The 19,101-nt window shown below is 74.4% G+C and carries 15 protein-coding genes; 11 read left to right on the plus strand and 4 right to left on the minus strand.

What is annotated here, in order from left to right; translation table 11 throughout:
* Positions 1 to 6: 6 nt before the first annotated feature.
* Genes ACFQQL_RS12420 through ACFQQL_RS12440 form a run of 5 tightly spaced genes read left to right on the plus strand, consistent with a single transcriptional unit; the run spans position 7 to position 7,923 of the window.
* Positions 7 to 1,242 carry a glycosyltransferase family protein gene (locus ACFQQL_RS12420; RefSeq protein WP_382394796.1) on the plus strand — a complete coding sequence of 412 codons (1,236 nt, stop codon included), beginning with the start codon at positions 7 to 9 and terminating at the stop codon, positions 1,240 to 1,242.
* Positions 1,232 to 2,545 carry a glycosyltransferase gene (locus ACFQQL_RS12425; RefSeq protein ID WP_382394798.1) on the plus strand — a complete coding sequence of 438 codons (1,314 nt, stop codon included), beginning with the start codon at positions 1,232 to 1,234 and terminating at the stop codon, positions 2,543 to 2,545. Before ACFQQL_RS12420 ends, ACFQQL_RS12425 begins: the two co-directional genes overlap by 11 nt.
* Complete coding sequence (locus tag ACFQQL_RS12430) at positions 2,545 to 3,735, plus strand: glycosyltransferase family 4 protein (RefSeq protein ID WP_382394800.1); 1,191 nt, start codon at positions 2,545 to 2,547, stop codon at positions 3,733 to 3,735. The genes ACFQQL_RS12425 and ACFQQL_RS12430 overlap by 1 nt, the downstream gene beginning before the upstream one ends.
* The gene (locus ACFQQL_RS12435) at positions 3,732 to 5,540 is read left to right on the plus strand and encodes an ABC transporter ATP-binding protein (protein WP_382394802.1); all 1,809 of its coding nucleotides are present in this window, start codon (positions 3,732 to 3,734) and stop codon (positions 5,538 to 5,540) included. The genes ACFQQL_RS12430 and ACFQQL_RS12435 overlap by 4 nt, the downstream gene beginning before the upstream one ends.
* Complete coding sequence (locus ACFQQL_RS12440; RefSeq protein ID WP_382394804.1) at positions 5,527 to 7,923, plus strand: phosphotransferase; 2,397 nt, start codon at positions 5,527 to 5,529, stop codon at positions 7,921 to 7,923. The genes ACFQQL_RS12435 and ACFQQL_RS12440 overlap by 14 nt, the downstream gene beginning before the upstream one ends.
* Positions 7,924 to 7,927: 4 nt before the next feature.
* Here the strand turns inward: ACFQQL_RS12440 and ACFQQL_RS12445 are convergent, their stop codons facing one another.
* Positions 7,928 to 9,133 (minus strand): cobalamin-independent methionine synthase II family protein, encoded by a 1,206-nt coding sequence (locus ACFQQL_RS12445; RefSeq protein WP_382394806.1) that lies wholly within the window; start codon positions 9,131 to 9,133, stop codon positions 7,928 to 7,930.
* Positions 9,134 to 9,228: 95 nt separating this feature from the next.
* Between ACFQQL_RS12445 and ACFQQL_RS12450 the strand changes: the two genes are divergently transcribed.
* From ACFQQL_RS12450 to ACFQQL_RS12460, 3 genes are read left to right on the plus strand one after another with little or no spacing between them, the layout of a single operon-like run.
* Positions 9,229 to 10,770: a sodium-dependent transporter gene (locus ACFQQL_RS12450; protein ID WP_382394808.1), complete on the plus strand. Its 1,542-nt coding sequence runs from the start codon at positions 9,229 to 9,231 to the stop codon at positions 10,768 to 10,770.
* Positions 10,767 to 10,919 carry a methionine/alanine import family NSS transporter small subunit gene (locus tag ACFQQL_RS12455; protein WP_382394810.1) on the plus strand — a complete coding sequence of 51 codons (153 nt, stop codon included), beginning with the start codon at positions 10,767 to 10,769 and terminating at the stop codon, positions 10,917 to 10,919. The genes ACFQQL_RS12450 and ACFQQL_RS12455 overlap by 4 nt, the downstream gene beginning before the upstream one ends.
* Entirely contained in the window at positions 10,903 to 11,124 is a 222-nt protein-coding gene (locus tag ACFQQL_RS12460; RefSeq protein ID WP_382394812.1) for a DUF2283 domain-containing protein, read from the plus strand. The genes ACFQQL_RS12455 and ACFQQL_RS12460 overlap by 17 nt, the downstream gene beginning before the upstream one ends.
* Positions 11,125 to 11,135: 11 nt before the next feature.
* On the opposite strand, the gene ACFQQL_RS12465 is transcribed toward ACFQQL_RS12460, so the two are convergent.
* Together ACFQQL_RS12465 and ACFQQL_RS12470 are read right to left on the minus strand one after the other, a co-directional pair.
* Positions 11,136 to 12,194 (minus strand): ATP-dependent DNA ligase, encoded by a 1,059-nt coding sequence (locus ACFQQL_RS12465; protein ID WP_382394814.1) that lies wholly within the window; start codon positions 12,192 to 12,194, stop codon positions 11,136 to 11,138.
* A 15-nt stretch (positions 12,195 to 12,209) separates the two neighbouring features.
* Entirely contained in the window at positions 12,210 to 13,304 is a 1,095-nt protein-coding gene (locus ACFQQL_RS12470) for a DNA polymerase domain-containing protein (protein ID WP_382394816.1), read from the minus strand.
* 156 nt (positions 13,305 to 13,460) lie between these two features.
* On the opposite strand from ACFQQL_RS12470, the gene ACFQQL_RS12475 reads away from it, so the two are divergent.
* Genes ACFQQL_RS12475 through ACFQQL_RS12485 form a run of 3 tightly spaced genes read left to right on the plus strand, consistent with a single transcriptional unit; the run spans position 13,461 to position 18,210 of the window.
* On the plus strand, positions 13,461 to 14,492 hold the full coding sequence (locus tag ACFQQL_RS12475) for a 3-oxoacyl-ACP synthase III (RefSeq protein ID WP_382394818.1): 1,032 nt from the start codon (positions 13,461 to 13,463) through the stop codon (positions 14,490 to 14,492).
* Positions 14,489 to 17,233 carry an alpha/beta fold hydrolase gene (locus tag ACFQQL_RS12480; protein ID WP_382394820.1) on the plus strand — a complete coding sequence of 915 codons (2,745 nt, stop codon included), beginning with the start codon at positions 14,489 to 14,491 and terminating at the stop codon, positions 17,231 to 17,233. Before ACFQQL_RS12475 ends, ACFQQL_RS12480 begins: the two co-directional genes overlap by 4 nt.
* Entirely contained in the window at positions 17,230 to 18,210 is a 981-nt protein-coding gene (locus ACFQQL_RS12485; RefSeq protein WP_382394822.1) for an NAD-dependent epimerase/dehydratase family protein, read from the plus strand. Before ACFQQL_RS12480 ends, ACFQQL_RS12485 begins: the two co-directional genes overlap by 4 nt.
* Positions 18,211 to 18,217: 7 nt before the next feature.
* Here the strand turns inward: ACFQQL_RS12485 and ACFQQL_RS12490 are convergent, their stop codons facing one another.
* Positions 18,218 to 19,045, minus strand: a complete 828-nt coding sequence (locus ACFQQL_RS12490) for an aldo/keto reductase (RefSeq protein ID WP_382394824.1) — start codon at positions 19,043 to 19,045, stop codon at positions 18,218 to 18,220.
* Positions 19,046 to 19,101 lie beyond the last annotated feature (56 nt).

Consider the following 19,101-nt stretch of genomic DNA (forward strand, 5'->3'; position numbering starts at 1 on the left):
GGAACGATGAGCGTCACAGCAGCGCCGGGCCCGGTCCGCACCGCACGAACCGGTGCCGGCCGCCGGCTCCGGGTCGCGCTGTACTCCCACGACGCGCAAGGGCTCGGCCACGTGCGCCGCAACCTCGCGATCGCCCACGCACTGTCCGTGGTCGACCCCACCCCGGACGTCCTGCTGCTGACCGGCGCCCCCGAGGCGGTCACCGCGCACCGCCCGGCCGGGTGCGACCTGGTCTCGCTCCCGGCGATGACAAAGAACGGGTCGGGCGAGTACGGCGCGCGGCACCTCTCGGTCGACGACGAGCACGTGCTGGCCATGCGCCGGGCCGTGCTGACCGCCGCCATCACCTCCTTCCGGCCGGACGTCCTCGTGGTCGACAAGCACCCCCGCGGCCTGCGGGGCGAGCTCGAGCCCACTCTGCGCGCCCTCGCCGACGCCCCCACCAAGGTGGTGCTCGGCCTGCGCGACGTCCTGGACGACCCGCAGGTCGCCCGGCACGAGTGGCGCGCAGACCGGGGGACCGCGGCCGTGAGCCGGTGGTTCGACCAGATTTGGGTCTACGGCGACGCCGGTGTGCACGACCCCGTCCTCGACCTCGACCTCCCGCACCGGCTCCGCGAGCGCACGGTGCACACCGGGTACCTGGCGCACGGCCGCCAGGGGGTCCTGGCGGCGCGTGCCACCCACGTCGAGACGCCCTACGTCCTGGCCATGGTCGGCGGCGGGTCCGACGGCGCCGCCCTCGCGGAGACGTTCGCCGCCATGCCTCTGCCCGCCGGGCACAACGGCGTCCTCGTCACCGGACCTCAGATGCCGGCCGAGCAGCGCCTCCGCGTGCGCCGCGTCGCCGCCGGACGACCCGACATGCACGTCCACGACTATGTCGAGGATGCGCCCGAGCTCCTCGCCGGCGCGGCCGCCGTCATCGGGATGGGCGGCTACAACACCGTCTGCGAGGCCATGGCGGCCGGCACCCCCATGCTCGTCGTGCCCCGCGTGACCCCGCGCAAGGAGCAGCTCGTGCGTGCCCGTGCCCTGAGCGCCGTCGGCGCGGTCGAGCACCTCACGCCCGACCGGCTCGGCACCTGCACACTCGCCGCGTGGGCCGCGGACGCCGTCGCCCGCGGGCCTCGACGCCCGGCCGCGCGCCTCGACCTCGACGGCTTGGCCCGCCTGCCGCACCTGGTCACCGACCTGGTCGGGGGCACCGCCGCGCGGAAGGAGAACGCCGATGTCGCCTGAGGCCACCCGTCCCGGCGCCGAGCCGACCGGCCGCGTCGGGTACGTCCTGAAGATGTACCCGCGGTTCTCCGAGACCTTCGTCGTCTCGGAGATCCTCGCCCGCGAGGCGCGTGGGGTGGAGATCGAGATCTTCTCCCTCCGCCCGCCGGTGGATCCGCGGTTCCACGACACCCTCGCCCGGGTCCAGGCCCCGGCGACCTACGTGGCCCGTCCGCGCAAGGCCGAGGAGCTGTGGGAGTCCATGGCACGCGCCCGGGAGGTCCTTCCCCGGCTGCCCGAGGTGCTGCCCGAGCTGCTGCGTGCCGACGCCTCCGACGCCGCCCAGGCGCTCGACCTCGCGGTCGCCGTCGTGCAGCGCGGCCTGACGCACCTGCACGCGCACTTCGCGTCCCTCGCGACCACGGTCGCCCGCCTCGCGTCCCTCCTCACCGGAGTCCCGTACTCCTTCACCGCGCACGCCAAGGACCTCTTCCACGAGGACGTCGACCACGACGAGAACGCCCGCAAGATCACCGACGCGCACCACGTCGTCACCGTCTCGGACTACAACGTCCGGCACCTGGCCGAGCGCTACCCGGAGGCGGTCGCCGCGACGCCCGTCCACCGCATCTACAACGGGCTGGACCTGGAGGCGTTCCCCTTCGTGCCTCCCGCCGACCGGGTGGGCGAGCGTCTCCCGACCGTGGTCGCCGTGGGACGGCTCGTGGAGAAGAAGGGCTTCGACGTCCTCGTCCGCGCCGTCGCCGCCCTGCGCGAGGCCGGCCGGCCCGTGCGCTGCCGGATCGTCGGCGGCGGCATGCTCGAGGAGGACCTGCGGGCGCAGGTCTCCGCCCTCCACCTCGGCGACCTGGTCGAGCTCACCGGCCCGCTCCCGCAGGACCGGGTGCGCGAGGCGGTCGCCTCGGCGGACGTCTTCACCGCGCCCTGCGTGGTCGGCGCCGACGGCAACGCCGACGGGCTGCCCACCGTGCTGCTTGAGGCCATGGCACTCGGCACGCCGTGCGTCTCCACCGACGTCACCGGGATCGGCGAGGCCGTGCGGCACGAGAGCACCGGCCTGCAGGTCCCGCAGCACGACCACGGCGCCCTCGCCGGCGCCATCGTGCGCGTGCTCGACGACCCGGCCCTGGCCCGGCGGCTCGTGAACGCCGCCCGTGCCCTGGTGGAGGCCGAGTTCGGCTCGGCCGGCCAGGCCGCCCGACTCGAGGCCGTCCGGCGCGATGTGCGCCCGGCCGCCCGCCCCCTGGCGGCCGGCGCGCCGGACGGCCTCGACCCTCTGCTCGTCGGCGCCGGGAGGTCCTGATGCGACGCATCGCCTACGTCTGCGCCGACCCCGGCATCCCCGTCTTCGGGACGAAGGGCGCCTCGGTGCACGTCCAGGAGGTCGTGCGCGTCATGCTCGACCGCGGCGCGCGGGTCGACCTGTTCTGCCGCCGCACCGGCGGCGAGCCGTCCGGCCCGCTGGCCGAGGCCGTCACAGCCGGCCGTCTCACCGTCCACCGCCTCGAGCGCATCGCCGGCCCCGCCGAGGTCCGGGAGCGGCGCCTGCTGCACGCGGACGCAGACATGCGCGCGGCCCTCGCCGCGGCCGCCGGTCCCGACGGGTACGACCTGGTCTACGAGCGCTACGCCCTGTTCAGCCGCGCCGGCACGCGTTACGCCGCCGAGCACCGGGTGCCCAGCGTGCTCGAGGTGAACGCGCCCCTGCCGCTGGAGCAGGCCCGCCACCGCGGCCTCGTGCACGTCGCCGAGGCGGACGCCGTGGCCCGCGACGTCATCGGTGCGGCCACGGCCGTCGTGTGCGTGTCCGAGCCCGTCGCGGCCTGGGCCAGGCGTCAGGCACCGCGGGCCCACGTCGTGGTCGAGCCCAACGGCGTCGACACCGACCGCGTCCGCCCCGCCGTGCGTCGCGGACCCACTCCGTACACGGTCGGCTTCGTCGGCACCCTCAAGCCGTGGCACGGGACCGAGACGCTGCTGGAGGCTTTCGTCCTGCTGCACCACCAGGTGCCGGACGCCCGGCTCCTGCTCGTCGGTGACGGCCCGCTGGCCGAGACGCTCCGCCGTCGGGCGGGCGAGCTCGGCGTGGGCGACGCGGTGACGTTCGCCGGCGCCGTCGACCCCGCCGAGGTGCCGGTGTGGCTCGGGGCAATGGACGTCGGCGTCGCGCCCTACCCGGCCGATGACGCCGAGACGTACTTCTCGCCGCTGAAGATCCTCGAGTACATGGCCGCCGGGCTGCCGGTCGTCGCCTCCGCAGTCGGGCAGGTCCCGGAGCTCGTCGACGACGGCGCCACCGGCGTCCTCGTCCCCGGCTCGGACGCCGCGGCGCTCGCCGCGGCTCTCGGCGCTCTGGCGGCTGACCCCGCCCGACGCCGCCGCCTCGGCACGGCCGGCCGGGACCACGTGACGGCGACCCGGACCTGGACCCGGGTCGTGACCAGGTCCCTCGCGGCCGCTGGGGTCGAGCTGCCGATGGAGGTGCCCGCGTGAGCGACGCCAAGCCCGCCGACCTGCGCACCGCCATGCCCGCGCTGCGTCGCACCCTCGCCTACCTGCGGCCGCACCTGCGCCCCCAGCGCACCCTCCTCGCCGGCGGCTTCCTGGCGTTGTTCGCCGAGGTCCTCTTCCGGATCCTCGAACCGTGGCCGCTGAAGTTCGTCATCGACGCGGTCGTCGCACCCGGTGCGCGCCAGGACCCCGGCATCTGGCAGCTGCTGCTCATCTGCGCCGTCGCCGTGGTCGCCGCCGCCGGGCTGCGGGCGCTGGCGTCGTACCTCATGACCGTGTGCTTCGCGCTCGCCGGGACCCGCACCATGACGGCCGTGCGGGCCGAGGTGTACGCGCACGCCCTGCGGCTCTCGCTGCGGTTCCACTCCGCGACGCGGTCCGGCGACCTCATCAACCGGCTCGTCAACGACGTCGGACGGCTCCGGGACGTCGCGGTCACCGCGGCGATGCCGCTCGTCGGCAACGTCGTCACCCTCCTCGCGATGCTCGTCGTCATGCTGGTGCTGGACTGGCGGCTCGGGCTCGTCGTGCTGGCCGCCTTCCCGGTCTTCCTGCTGCACTCCCGCCGCAGCGCGACCCGGATCACCTCCGCGGCCCGCAAGCAGCGCAAGCGGGAGGGGGAGCTCGCCGGCGCGGCGGGGGAGTCCTTCGGCGCCATCAAGGTCGTCCAGGCCTACTCGCTGCACCGGCACCTGGAGGCCGGGTTCGCCGCCTCCAACGACCGTGAGCTCTCCGAAGGCGTGCGGGCCACCCGACTCTCTGCCGGTCTCGAGCGGTGGACCGACGTCCTGGTCGGCATCGCGACCGGTGCGGTGCTGCTCGTCGGCGGCATGTCCGTGCTGCGTGGCCACCTGACGCCGGGAGAGCTCGTCGTCTTCGTCCAGTACCTCAAGGGCGCGTTCAAGCCGATGCGCGACCTGGCCAAGTACACCGGGCGCATCGCGAAGGCCGCCGCCTCGGGCGAGCGGATCCTCGACCTCGTCGAGACCCGGCAGGAGATCGCCGACGCGCCGGGCGCCCACCGCCTGTTCCGGCCCGCCGGGCAGGTCACGCTCGACCACGTCTCGGTGACCTACGGCGACGGCACGATGGCGCTCGACGACGTCAACCTGTCCGTGCCGCCCGGCACCAAGGTCGGTCTGGTGGGTCACTCCGGCTCCGGGAAGTCCACCCTCGCCTCCCTGCTGGTGCGTCTGCAGGACCCGGTCTCCGGAGTGATCCGCATCGACGGGCACGACCTGCGCCAGGTCACCCTGGCATCGCTGCGCTCCCGTGTGGCCGTCGTCCTGCAGGAGTCGGTGCTGTTCACCGGCACGGTGCGGGAGAACATCCGGCTCGGGAACCCGGACGCCACGGACGAGGAGGTCGAGCGGGCCGCGCGGGCCGCCAACGTGCACGAGTTCGTCGAGCGGCTCCCGGACGGCCTCGACACCGTGGTCGGCGAACGCGGTGAGACGCTCTCCGGTGGCCAGCGCCAGCGCATCGCCATCGCCCGCGCCATGCTGCGCGACGTCTCGGTGGTGGTCCTCGACGAGGCCACGACCGGGCTCGACGCCGGGAACTCCGCGACGGTCCGCGAGGCCCTGGACCGGCTCTGCGAGGGCCGCACCACGTTCGTGATCACCCACGTCCTCGCGGACGCCCTCGACTGCGACCACGTGGTGGTCCTGGAGCGTGGCCGCGTGCTCGAGCAGGGCAGCCCCGCCGAGCTCGCCGCGACCCCGGGCTCACGGCTGGCCGTCCTGGGCGACATCTCCGACCTGGGAGCGCGCCGTGCACAGCGATGACCGCGACCTCGCCGCCGCCGACCCGGGCCTCCCGGCGCTGGCAGTGCTGCTCGACCGGGACGCGCTACGCCGGCACCTCACGACCAGCTGGGACGTCGTCGACGCCGAGGTGAACTACCTGCGCTACAAGCCCGGCGTGTCCATGCTCGCCGGGATGCTCCTCACCCGGCCGGACGGGCGCCGGGTCCCGGCGTTCGCGGCCGCCTACCCGCCCGGGGCGCGCTCGAAGATCGACAAGACCCTCCGGCGCGCGGCGCACGCGCACGCCGCTGCGCGCGCCGACCGCGACGGCGGGCTCGTGGTGGGCGAGGCCGCCGCAGACCGCGAGCTGCCGGGTATCCGCACGGTCCGCGGCGCCGAGCCGCTCGTGTACAAGCCCGGTCGCCGCTGGGTCGGCCTCGACCGGGACGCCGGCGTGCTGCTCAAGGTGCACCGGCCCCGGGCCGCCGGCCGGCACGCCGCCGCGCACCGGCTCCTCGACCCGCACCTGCCGACCGCGGAGCTGCTCGACGTCGACACCCGCACCGGCGTGGTACGCACCGCGTACCTTCCGGGCGTCACGATGGACGACGTCGAGGCGGGCGCTGACACCGGCGCTGACGCCGGGGCGGGGGCCGACGCACGACGGGCGGTCGGCGCGCTGCTGGCGCGGTTGCACGCGGCCCCGCTGCCCGGCGCCCTCGAGCGGCCCGACCGGCGCCGCCTGCTCTCCGCGGCGCTGGACGGGCTCAAGGCGGTCGCGCCGGACCTGACCGGGCAGGCGCGAGCCGCCGCCCAGCAGGTGCTGCACGTGCTCGACGTCCGGGACGGCGCACGCGGACCGGCCCTGACACACGGCGACTTCTCCGCCGACCAGGTGGTCGTGCGGCCCGACGGCACCCTCACGGTGATCGACCTGGACCGCGCCGGGGTGGACGACCCCCTCGTCGACCTGGCCTCGTGGGCCGCGGCCGAGCTGGCCGGGTGCGCCGCCGAGGCCGGCGTCGGGCCGACCGCCGCGACACCGCACCCGGCCACGCTGCTCGGCGAGGTGCTCGACGGCTACCGCGGCGCCGGGGGCGCGGTGGATGACCGGGTGCTGCTCGCTCTCACCGCCGGCGCGGTGCTGCAGCGGGCCACGGAACCGTTCCGCGCGCACCGGACCGGCTGGGCCGAGCAGGTCGCGGACCTCGTGACGACCGCCCGCGACCTCGCCGCCGAGGCCGCCGCCCCGGGCCTGACGAGCGCCCCCGCCGTGCCCTCTGCTGTGCCGGCAGGCGTCGCGCCCCGGCTCCCGACCGGGGTGCGCGACGGTGGGACCCGCTGGACCGTCGCCCGTGCGTGGCCGCGCGGCACCGACCGCGCCCTGCTGGAGCTGGAGGACGGCACGGGCCGGCGGAGCGCCGCGCAGTGGTTCGCCGGCCCGGAGGACCTCGCGGACGCCGCGCGGCGGGCTCCGGCACCGGCGCGCACGGTGGGGCAGGTCCTGCTGCAGCCCGAGGGCGCCGACCGGCGGCTGCCCGCGCTGGTCGAGGTGCTTGACCGGCCCGGCGCCAGCCTCGTCGCACACCGCCCCGGTCGCCGCGCGGTCGTGCGCGTCGCCGGGGAGCCGGGCACGGGGTACGTGGAGTACGTCAAGGTCGTGCGTCCGTCGAAGGCCGCGGACCTCGCTTCCCGGGCACGCCGCGTCCTCGGCCTCGACGCCGCCGTCGTTCCGGCGCTGCTCGGCGCGGACCCGGCGGCCGGCGTGCTGCGCTTCTCCGCCGTCGGCGAGCTCACGCTGCTGGACGCGGGCGCCGACCCGCGGGTCGGGGACGCCGAGCTGGCGGACGCCTGGCGGCGGGTCGGTCAGGTCGTCACCGAGCTGCACGGGCTGGACCAGGAGGGCCTGCCCCGGCACGGCGTCGCGGAGGAGCTTGCCGCGCTCGAGGCCTGGACCGTCCCCGCCGTGCACCACGGCCTGCTCGACCCCGAGCGGGTGCGGGCCGCCGCGGCGACCGTCGAGGAGGGCCTCCGTGAGGAGAGTGCCCCGTACCTCGGCGTCCTGCACCGTGACCTGCACGACAAGCAGGTCCTCCTCGACGGGCCGGGCGGACGGCTCGGCCTCATCGACGTCGACACCCTCGCCGTCGGGGAGCGCGCCCTGGACGTGGCGAACCTCCTCGTGCACCTCGAGCTGCGAGAGCGGCAGGGCCTGCTGACGCCCGACCGGGCCGCCCTCGCCCGGACGTCGCTGCGCCGCGGCCTGCCGCAGGAGGACCGGCTGTGGGCGCGCGTCCCCGCCTACGCGGCGGCCACCCGGCTGCGGCTGGCGGGTGTGTACGCCTTCCGGCCGCGCTGGTCCGCGGTCGCCCGCGACCTGCTGACCGCGTGCAGCACGACGGCGGCGCCGGCGTCGCTGTGACGCCCTAGCCCCACAACCGGCGCGTCGCCAGCTCCGCCCCCTGCACGAGCGCCTCGAGCTTCGCGACGGCGATCTGGGGATGGATGCGCCCGCCCAGCCCGCAGTCGGTGGAGGCGATGACGTGCTCCCGGCCCACCCGGCGCGCGAACCGCTCGATCCGGTCCGCGACCAGCTCCGGGTGCTCGACGACGTTGGTGGCGTGCGAGACGACGCCGGGCAGGATCACCTTGCCCTCGGGCAGCGCGACCTCGTCCCACACCCGCCACTCGTGCTCGTGGCGCACGTTGCCGGCCTCGAAGGAGTACGCGCCGGCGTTGATCGACAGCATGACCTCCACGATGTCCCGCATCGCGATGTCGGTGGTGTGCGGGCCGTGCCAGGACCCCCAGCACAGGTGGAACCGGATGCGGTCCTCCGGCAGGCCCCGCAGGGCGTGGTTGAGGGCCTCGACACGGACCCTGGTGAACGCGACGTAGTCCTCGACGGACGGCTCCGGGGTGATCTGGTCGAAGTTCTCCGCGACGGACGGGTCGTCGATCTGCAGCAGCAGACCCGCGTCGATCACCGCCCGGTACTCCTCGCGCAGCACCTCGCCCCAGGCGTGCAGCAGCTCCTCGTCGGTGCCGTAGTGGCGGTTGGCGATCCGGGAGGCGCTGCCGGGGGAGAGCGCCGTCACGAAGCCCTCGGGCGCGCCGGTGACCTCGAGCGCGGCACGCAGGTTCGCGGTGTCCTGCGCGATGGCGTCCTGACCGGTGTAGCGCAACGGCCCGGTCACCGTGGGGAACGCCTTCGGGCGACCCATCATCACCCCCGAGGCCGGGTCGGCGTAGGCCTCCGCGAAGCGCTGTCGGTCACGCCGGTGCAGGAATCCGGTCAGCCGCACCTGGCCCGGTGCGGACAGCACGTCGTCGGTGGCCCAGGACTGGTCCTCGTCGAGCTCGAGGCCGCCGGTGCGCTGGAAGGAGTAGGACCACCAGGCGCCGTAGTCGACCGGCGAGGACATGGACTTGCCGAACTCGCCGTCGTTCACGACGTCGATCCCGGCCTCGCGCTGCCGGCGCACCACGTCGCGGACGGCGTCCGCCAACAGCTCGGCGAACCCCGCCGGGTCGTCCCCCCGCTCGCGGGCCTCGTTGGCGGTGATGAGCTCGGGGGTGCGGGGCAGCGAGCCCGCGTGCGTGGTGAGGATCCGGTCCGTGGAGCGCAGCATGCCGCCATCGTCCCACCGGCGGTCGTGTCCGGGCCGTGGACGGACGGAGGGTCCCGGAGGCCGAGAATCCGCGGTGGGGTCTACGATGTCGCGCAATGTCTACGCAGAAGACCGCACCGCACGTCGGCCGTGAGCAATGGACCGGGCAGCTCGGGTTCCTCCTCGCGGCGGTCGGGTCCGCCGTCGGGCTCGGCAACATCTGGCGCTTCCCGGGCGTGGCGTACGAGAACGGCGGCGGCGCCTTCCTCGTGCCCTACCTCGTCGCCCTGCTGACGGCGGGCATCCCGTTCCTGCTGCTCGACTACTCGCTCGGTCACCGGTTCCGGGGCGGCGCACCCACGGTGTTCCGGCGGCTGGGTCGGCGATTCGAGTCGGTCGGCTGGTTCCAGGTCGCCGCCTCGTTCATCATCGCCACGTACTACACGGCGATCATCGTGTGGGCGCTGCGGTACACGTTCTTCTCGGTGAACCTCGCCTGGGGTGAGGACCCCGCCACGTTCTTCGTCGAGGACTTCCTGCACGACGCCGGACCCACCCTGACGACCGACATCGTCGGTGGCCTGTTCTGGCCGCTGCTCGGGGTCTGGATCGCCGCGCTGCTGGTCGTCGGGCTTGGCGTGTCCCGCGGCATCGAGAAGACGACGAAGGTCTTCATCCCCCTGCTGCTGGTGATGTTCCTGATCCTCGTGGTGCGGGCCCTGTTCCTCGAGGGCGCGGTCGAGGGGCTGGACACCTTCTTCACGCCGAACTGGGCGGCCCTGGGGGACCCGGCCGTGTGGATCGCGGCGTACAGCCAGATCTTCTTCTCGCTGTCCATCGGCTTCGGCATCATGATCACCTACGCCAGCTACCTGCGCCGTCGGGCGAACGTGGTCCGGGTCGGCTACGTCGCGGCGTTCGCGAACTCCTCTTTCGAGCTGCTCGCCGGCATCGGCGTCTTCGCCACCCTCGGGTTCATGGCCGCGCAGCAGGGCGTCGGCGTGGGCGATCTCGAGGGCATCACGGGCGTGATCCTCTCCTTCATCACCTTCCCGCAGATCATCTCGATGATGCCCGGCGGCCCGATCTTCGGCGTGCTGTTCTTCGGCTCGCTCGTGCTCGCCGGGTTCACGTCGCTGGTCTCGATCCTGCAGGTGGTCTCCGCCGCCGTGCAGGAGAAGTTCGGCCTGAGCCGGGTCCAGGCCGTCGCCGCCGTCGGCGGCCTCGCCGCGGTCATCTCCCTGGCGCTGTACTCCACGACCTCCTCGCTGGCGGTCCTCGACACGGTGGACAAGTACACGAACGAGGTCGGGGTGATCGTCTCGGCGATCGTGGCCTGCGTCCTCGTCGGGGTGGTCACCCGCCAGCTGCCGAACCTCCAGGCCCACCTCAACGCCATCTCGACCGCGCGGGTGGGCACGTGGTGGCGCGTCCTCGTCGGCTACGTGGTCCCGCTCGCGCTGGGCTACGTCTTCATCCGCGGACTCATCGAGCTGGTCACGGTGCCGTACGGGGAGTACCCGTGGGCGTTCGTCAACGCGGCCGGCTGGGGTGCCGTGGGGTTCCTGGTCCTCGTCGCAGTGGTGCTGCCCCTGCTGCCCTGGCGGAGGCCGGTGGACGACTTCGTGCCCGAGTCCCTCGAGGGGAGGTTGTCATGAGTGCCGTCGCGATCGTCATGATGCTCGTCGCCATGGTCGTGGTCTGGGGCGGCCTGGCGACCGCCGTCGTCTTCCTGCTGCGCAACCCCGGCCACTACGACGACGAGAGCTTTTCGAGCGAGGACCCGGCGGGTGAGGCCCCGGGGTGACGCCGACGCCGCTAATCTGACCGTCGTGCCACGCCAGATTGAGCCGGCTGAGGCGACGACGCAGGTCCATCCGATCGCAACGCCTGGAGACCGGGGTCAGGTCACTCTGGACTTCGATGCTCACGGACGGCTACTCGGGATCGAGATCCTGACGGCTAGCAGCGTGCTCGAGGAGAGCGTCATCGCTACCGCCGAACGGCCGTAGCGAGAATCAGATCAGGCCAGCACGTCGGCGAGCCGGTACGTGACCGGCTCCTCCAGCTGGGCGTAGCCGCACGAGGTCGGGTCGCGGTCCGGGCGCCAGCGGCGGAACTGCGCGGTGTGCCGGAACCGGTCGCCCTCCATGTGGTCGTACGCGACCTCGACCACGAGGTCCGGCCGCAGCGGCACGAAGGAGAGGTCCTTCGTGGCGTTCCAGCGGCTCACCGCGCCGGGCATCCGCCGGCCGGCGTGCGCCTCCTGGTCCGCCCACGCACCCCACGGGTGCTCCTCGAGCCGGACCTCACGGTACGGCGCCAGCTCCTCCAGGAGGCTCTTGCGGCGGGCCATCGGGAAGGACGCGGAGACCCCGACGTGGTGGAGCGTCCCGCCGTCGTCGTAGAGACCCAGCAGCAGCGAGCCGACCACGTCACCGGACTTGTGCCACCGGAACCCGGCGACGACGCAGTCCGCGGTCCGCTCGTGCTTCACCTTGAACATCGTGCGCTTGTTCTGCTGGTAGCGGCCGTCGAGGGGCTTGACGACGACGCCGTCCAGGCCCGCGCCCTCGAACGTGTCGAACCACTCGTGCGCCTCGGCCAGGTCCGCGGTCGCGCGTGTCAGGTGGATCGGTGCCCGTGCCGGCTCCAGGGCCTCCACCAGCCGGGCACGCCGGGTCGCGAACGGCTCATCGGTGAGGTCCTCGGAGCCGATCACGAGGAGATCGAACGCGACGAACGACGCCGGGGTCTCCTCCGCCAGCAGACGCACGCGGGAGTCGGCCGGGTGGATGCGCTGCTGCAGCGCGTCGAAGTCGAGCCGGTCGCCGCGTGCCACGACCACCTCGCCGTCGAGGACGCACCGGTCGGGCAGGTTGGCGCGGAGCGCCTCGACGAGCTCGGGGAAGTACCGGGTCATCGGCCTGGTGTTGCGGCTGCCGAGGACCACCTCCTCGCCGTCGCGGAAGACGATGGTGCGGAACCCGTCCCACTTCGGCTCGGTGTGCCCCAGGTCGGGGATCTCCTTGACGGACTTGGCGAGCATGGGCTCCACGGGCGGCATCACGGGCAGATCCACGTCAGCTCCTCCTGCTCATCGGCGGTTCTCCTGCTCGATGCGGTTGCCGTGCTCGTCCCAGTGCTCGGCCACCTTCTTGCTGGGCTGGACACGCGGCGGCTCACCGGGCTGCTTCGGGTAGTCCGGCGGCCAGTTCAGCTCGCCGCCCGGGAGGGACTCCCACAGGTGCAGCAGCGGTTCGATCGAGTACGCCTCGGCGTCCATCCCGGCCCACGGGTCGCCCTCCGAGAGGTACTCCGGGATCGTCGTCAGGTTGAACGTGCGAGGGTCGGTGACCTCGGCCAGGCGCTCCCACGTCATCGGCGTGCTGACGGGGGCGCCGGGGCGCGCCCGCAGGCTCCAGGCGCTGGCGATCGTGCGGTCGCGCAGGTTCTGGTTGTAGTCCAGGAACAGCCGGGTGCCGCGTTCCTCCTTCCACCAGGCGGTGGTCACGCCGTCGTCGCGGCGCTCCAGCTCCCGGCCGAGGCCGATGGCGGCGTGCCTGACATCGTCGAAGGTCCACCGCGGCTCGATGCGCACGTAGATGTGGACGCCCCGGTTGCCGCTGGTCTTCGGGTAGCCGCGCAGGCCCAGCTCCTCGAGGAGCTCCCGGGTCACCTCGGCGACCCGCTGGGCGTCGGTGAAGGAGGTGCCCGGCTGCGGGTCGAGGTCGAGACGCAGCTCGTCCGGGTGGTCGACGTCCGGGCGGCGCACGGGCCAGGGGTGGAAGGTGAGCGCACCCATCTGCGCCGCCCACACCAGGGACGCCGGCTCGGTGGGGCACAGCTCGTCCGCGGGGCGTCCGCTGGGGAACGTGATGCGCACCGTCTCGACGAAGTCGGGCGCACCCTTCGGGAGCCGCTTCTGGTAGAAGCCGTCACCCTCCCGGTCCTGCGGGCCGGTGGCCAGTCGCATGCCCTCCCGCCAGCCGTCGGGCCAGCGTTCCATCGCCGTCGGGCGGTCTGCGACGCTGCGCAGCATCACCTCGCCGACGGCGGCGAAGTACTCGCAGACCTCGAGCTTGGTGATCGCGGGCGTCCGATCCGTGGCCTCGTAGACCACACGGTCGGGGCTGGAGACGCGGACCTCGCGCTCGCCCGCCGTGACAAACGCTGCAGGTGTCTTGGCCATGACCCCAACTCTTCGTCTCGATCTGCGTGAGCGGGTGTCTGAGCAGCTGCGTCGGCACCCTGGCACTGAGGGAAGCGTAGAGGGTCGGTGTGAGTGTTCTCCCACGCAATCGCCACAGTGTGCCGGTGGCACCGACGGTTCCGTAACCTTGGCACGGTGAACCATCCGGGTAACTCGACGTTCCGCTACCGCGACAGCGCCATCGTGGGTCTGTCCCACATCGAGGCGCCGCGGGTCGTGACGTCTGCCGAGTTCGAGGAGCGCCTCGCCACGGCGCGCTCCCGGCTGCGGCTGCCCGCCAACCTGCTCGAGCGCGTCAGCGGTGTGCGGGAGCGGCGCTGGTGGGACGAGGGCACCGCTTTCGAGGACATGGCCGCCGAGGCCGGCTCGAAGGCGCTCGCGGAGGCCGGGGTGGACCCGGGCGACGTCGGCCTGCTCATCAACACCTCGGTGTCCCGCAACCAGCTCGAGCCGTCCGTGGCGGTGCGGGTCCACGACCGGATGGGGCTGTCCAGTCGGGCGCTGAACTTCGACATCACCAACGCGTGCCTCGGATTCGTCAACGGCATCCAGATGGCGTCCGCGATGATCGACGCCGGCCAGATCGACCACGCCGTGGTCCTCGGCGCCGAGGACGTGAGCCGCACCCAGGAAGACACGCTGGCCCGGCTGGCCCAGGAGGACTCCACCCGCGAGGACTTCGCCGACCAGTTCGCCTCCCTCACGCTGGGCGACGGCGCCGCCGCCGCCGTCGTGGGACGCGCGAGCGACCGGCCGGACGGCCACCGGGTCCTCGGTGGCGTGGCCCGGGCCGGCACCGAGCACCACGGCCTGTGCGTGGGGTCGTTCGGGAAGATGACCACGGACACCAAGAACCTGCTCGCGAAGGGCCTCCGACTCGTGGTCGGCGCCTGGCGCGAGGCGGAGTCGGACGGGTGGGACTGGTCCGCCATGGACCGGTACGTCACCCACCAGATCTCCACGCCCTACACGAACGCGATCGTGGACGCCGTGGACCTCGACCCGCAGGTCGTGCCGATCACATTCGACCGGTGGGGGAACGTCGGACCCGCGTCGATCGCGATGACGCTCTCCGAGCAGGCCGAGAGCCTGCGGCCCGGCGACCGGGTCATGTGCCTGGGCGTCGGGTCGGGACTGAACACCGCCATGCTGGAGCTGGCCTGGTGAACCAGGCCGGCGAGCGGTGGCCGGGTGTCCCGGCGGCCTGGTCGCGGCAGACCGTCGTGGACGGGCACACCTGGCACTACCTGGACAACAGCGCCTCGCTGGAGGGTGGCCCCGACCGCGCGGGCCCGGGCGGCCCGGTCCCGCCGCGTGGCACCGTCCCGCCGCGTGGCACCGTCCTGGCCGTGCACGGCAACCCCACCTGGTCCTACCTGTGGCGCTCGGTGCTGGCCGCCGGGGCACGCGCGGGCTGGCGCGTGGTCGCGGTGGACCAGCTCGAGATGGGCTTCTCCGAGCGCACCGGGACGCACCACCGGCTCGCTGACCGCGTCGCGCAGCTCGGCGCGCTCACGGACACGCTCGGCCTGTCTGGTCCCGGGTGGGACGGGCTCCCGGTGGTCACCCTCGGCCACGACTGGGGCGGAATCGTCTCCGCGGGCTGGGCCCTCGACCATCCTCGTGAGCTCGCAGGGCTCGTGCTGACGAACACCGCGGTCCACCAGCCGCCGAGCCACGCCGTGCCCGTGCTGCTGCGGCTGGTCCGGCACCGGCGGGTGCACGGCGGCGCCACCACGCGCACGCCGGCGTTCCTCGAGGCCACCCTGGCGCTGTCCCGCGGGATGCCCGAGGAGGTGCGCGACGTCTACCGCGCGCCGTACCGGGACCCGGCAGGGCGGCAGGGCATCGGCGACTTCGTCGAGGACATCCCCGCCACCGGGACGCACCCGAGCCGGCACGAGCTCGACCGCATCGCCGCGGGCCTGCGGGACATCGCGGTCCCCGCGCTGCTGCTGTGGGGTCCGCGCGACCCGGTCTTCTACGAGCGGTTCCTGCACGACCTGCGGGACCGGCTCCCGCACGCGGCCGTCCACCGGTTCGAGGGCGCGGGGCACCTGCTGCCCGAGGACGCGGACGTCGCCGGCACCGTGGTGCGCTGGCTGGAGCGCACCTTCGGGGAGCCGGACGCCGTGCCGGAGATCCTCCAGCGCGAGGAGGCGTCCGCGCCGTTCGAGCCCGTGTACGCGGCGCTGGAGCGGATGGGGGCGACCGCGCCCGGCAAGCCGGCGGTCGTCGCCCTCGACGGGGACGGGCTGAGCGAGCTCGCCTGGGGCGAGCTGGCCCGCCGGGTCGAGCACCTGGCGCTCGGGCTCGCCGACTGCGGTGTGCGACGCGGGCAGCGCGTCGCCCTGCTGGTGCCGCCCGGGGTGGACCTGACCACCGCGCTGTTCGCCTGCCTGCGCCTCGGCGCCGTCGTCGTGCTCGCGGACGCCGGTCTCGGCCTGCGAGGTCTCACCCGCGCGGTGCGCAGCGCCGCGCCGGACCACCTCATCGGGGTCGAACGTGCCCTGGTTGCCGCGCAGGTGCTGCGCTGGCCGGGTCAGAAGTTCATCGTCGCCCCGAACTGGCACGTCGCGGGCTACACACCCCCACGCACGGCGCACAGCCGCCGGCGGACGTTCGGGATCGCCGGCTCCCTCCGGGAGCTGCTCGCCCGCGGCGCCACCCTTGCCGAGCAGGGCGTCAGCCTTCCGCCGGGGCCCGGCGCCGAGGACGACGCGGCGGTCCTCTTCACCTCCGGATCCACCGGGCCGGCCAAGGGCGTCGTGCACAGCCACCGCAGCCTGTCCGCCATGCGCGACGCCGTCGGCGCGGCCTACGGCCTCTCGCCCGAGCGGTCCTTCGTGGCCGGGTTCGCGCCGTTCGCGCTCCTCGGCACGGCGCTCGGGGCGACGAGCGCCACGCCCGCGGCCGACGTCACCGCGCCCGCCACGCTGACCGCGGCGGCGCTGGCCGACGCCGCGGGGGCGGTCGACGCCCACGCCGTGTTCGCCTCCCCGTCCGCGCTCGACAACGTCGTCCGCACGGCCACGCGCCACGACGCCGGAGGCCGCGACCCGCTCACCGCTGGCCAGCGCGCGGCGCTGGGGCGCGTCCGGCTGTTCCTGTCCGCTGGGGCGCCCATCGCGGCCGAGCGACTGGCCCGCGCGCTCGAGGTGATGCCCAATGCCGAGCCGCACACGCCGTACGGCATGACGGAGGCGCTGCCCGTCACGGACGTGTCGCTGTCTGAGATCCGCGCGGCCGAGGAGGACGCCCACGCCGGCATGCCGGGTGCCGGGAACGGCACCTGCGTGGGGCGGCCCGTGCCGGGCTCGCGCGTGCTGATCGTGCCGCTCGACGACGACGGCGAACCCACCGGGGAACCGACCGGGGCGCCCGGGACGACGGGGGAGATCCTCGTCACCGGGCCGCAGCTGAAGGACCGCTACGACGTGCTCTGGGCCACCCAGGACCGGTCCGCCGCCTGGCCGGGCTGGCACCGCACCGGCGACGTCGGTCATCTGGACGCGGCGGGCCGGCTGTGGGTGGAGGGCCGCGCCGACCACACGATCGTGACGGCCGGCGGGGTGCTGACCCCGGTCGGGATCGAGAACGCCGTGCTCGCGGTCCCCGGCGTGGCGCGTGCCGCCGCCGTCGGGGTCGGTCCGCGCGGCACCCAGCAGGTGGTCGTGGTCGTGGAGACCGACCCGGCGGTGCACCGGGGCGCGCGTGCGCCGGGCGGGCTGGCACCGGACGGGCTGGCGCGCGCCGTGCGGGCGGCGTGCGCGCCGCGGCACGTCGCGGCGGTGCTGCGGGTGCCGAGGATCCCGACAGACGTGCGGCACAACGCGAAGGTCGAGCGCCGCCGGGTGGCCGCCTGGGCGGGCCGGCTCGTCGCGGGGGAGCGGGCAGGCCGGCTGTGAGAGTGCTGGTCACGGGGGCCAGCGGCATGCTCGGCCGCGCCGTCGCCGAGGCGCTCGTGGGCCGGGGCGAGGACGTCACTGTGCTGCAGCGCGGGGCCGCGGGCGTCGCCGGGGCCCGGGAGGTCCGCGGCTCGGTCACCGAGCCGGACGTCGTGACCCGTGCGGTGGCCGGGCAGGACGCCGTCGTGCACCTGGCGGCGAAGGTCGGCGTGACCGGCAGCCTCGCCGACTTCGAGGCGGTCAACGTCCGCGGCACGCGGCGGCTCCTGGACGCGGCCCGGGCTGCGGGCGTGTCACGGTTCGTGCACGTCTCCTCGCCGTCGGTGGCGCACACCGGGACCTCGATCGTCGGTGAGGGCGCCGGACCGGCGGATCCGTCGCGTGCCCGCGGCAGCTACGCGCGGACCAAGGCGGCCGCCGAGCTGGAGGCGCTCGGTGCCCACGCGGCGGGCTTCGCCGTCGTGGCGGTCCGGCCGCACCTGGTGTGGGGGCCGGGCGACACCCAGCTCGTGCAGCGGGTCGTGGAGCGTGCGGCCGCCGGCCGGCTGCCGGTCGTGGGGACCGGGGCACCGCTTGTCGACACCTGCTACGTCGACAACGCTGTCGACGCGCTGCTGGCCGCGCTGGACCGGGCCGAGCAGGCGGGCGGCGAGGCCTTCGTCGTCACCGACGGCGCGCCGCGCGCCATCGCGGACGTCATGGGCGGCTGGTGCCGCGCGGCCGGGGTGGCTGCGCCGTCGTGGCACGTCCCGGCCGGGCTGGCCCGGACGGCCGGGTCGGTCGTGGAGGCCCTGTGGGGGCTGCTGCCGGAGCGGGTGGTCGGGGACGACGTGCCGCCGATGACGCGGTTCCTGGCCGAGCAGCTCTCCACGGCGCACTGGTTCGACCTGCGCCGCACGCGCGAGGTGCTGGGCTGGGAGCCGCGGGTGAGCGTGGAGGAAGGGCTGGAACGGCTGACCCGGGCGTTCCGGAGGTGAGGACGCGCTACTCCTCGTGGGTGTCCGGGTCCCCGCCGAGGCGGCGTTGCGGCAGCGACGCGATGCGGGCCATCTGCTCCTCGTCCAGCGTGAAGCCGGCGATGTCGAGGTTCTCCCGCTGCCGCGTCGGGTCCCCGGACTTGGGCAGCGGCTGCGCACCGAGCTGGTGGTGCCACCGCAGGACCGCCTGAGCGGGCGTGACGCCGTGGGCCTGCGCGACCTCCCGGACGGCCTCGGCGTCGAGGATGCCGCGGCCGCGGCCGAGCGGGCCCCAGGACTGGGTGAGGATGCCGCGCGTGGCGTGGGCGGCGCGCATCTGCTCCTGGACGAAGCCGGGGTGCAGCTCGATCTGGTTGACGGCCGGCGTGACCCCGGTCTCGGCGATGACGCGGTCCAGGTGGGCGGCGGTGAAGTTCGAGACGCCGACGGACCGGACGACGCCCTCGTCGCGCAGCCGGATGAAGGCCCGCCAGGTGTCGACGTAGAGGTCACGCGCGGGCAGCGGCCAGTGGATGAGGTAGAGGTCCAGCCGGTCCAGACCGAGCGCGGCGAGGCTCCGCTCGACGGCCCGCAGCGTCGCGTCGTAGCCGTGGTCCGGTCCGGCGAGCTTGCTGGTGACCGCGATCTGGGAGCGGGCGATCCCGGACTCGGCGACGGCGCGCCCGACCTCGGCCTCGTTGCCGTAGCTCGCAGCGGTGTCGATGAGGCGGTAGCCCGCCTCGAGGGCGGAGGCCACCTGCTCGGTCGCGTCGGACCCGCGCAGTGTCCACGTGCCGAAGCCGATGGCGGGCAGGGTCGTGCCGTCGTTGAGGGTCAGGTCGGGAAGGGAGGTCACGGCCGCATCGTGCCACGGGGCCCGTCGGGCATGCATAATCTGCGGGACCGTTCCCC

It is taken from the genome of Georgenia alba (assembly GCF_042665525.1).
In the GTDB taxonomy this organism is placed as follows: domain Bacteria; phylum Actinomycetota; class Actinomycetes; order Actinomycetales; family Actinomycetaceae; genus Allobogoriella; species Allobogoriella alba.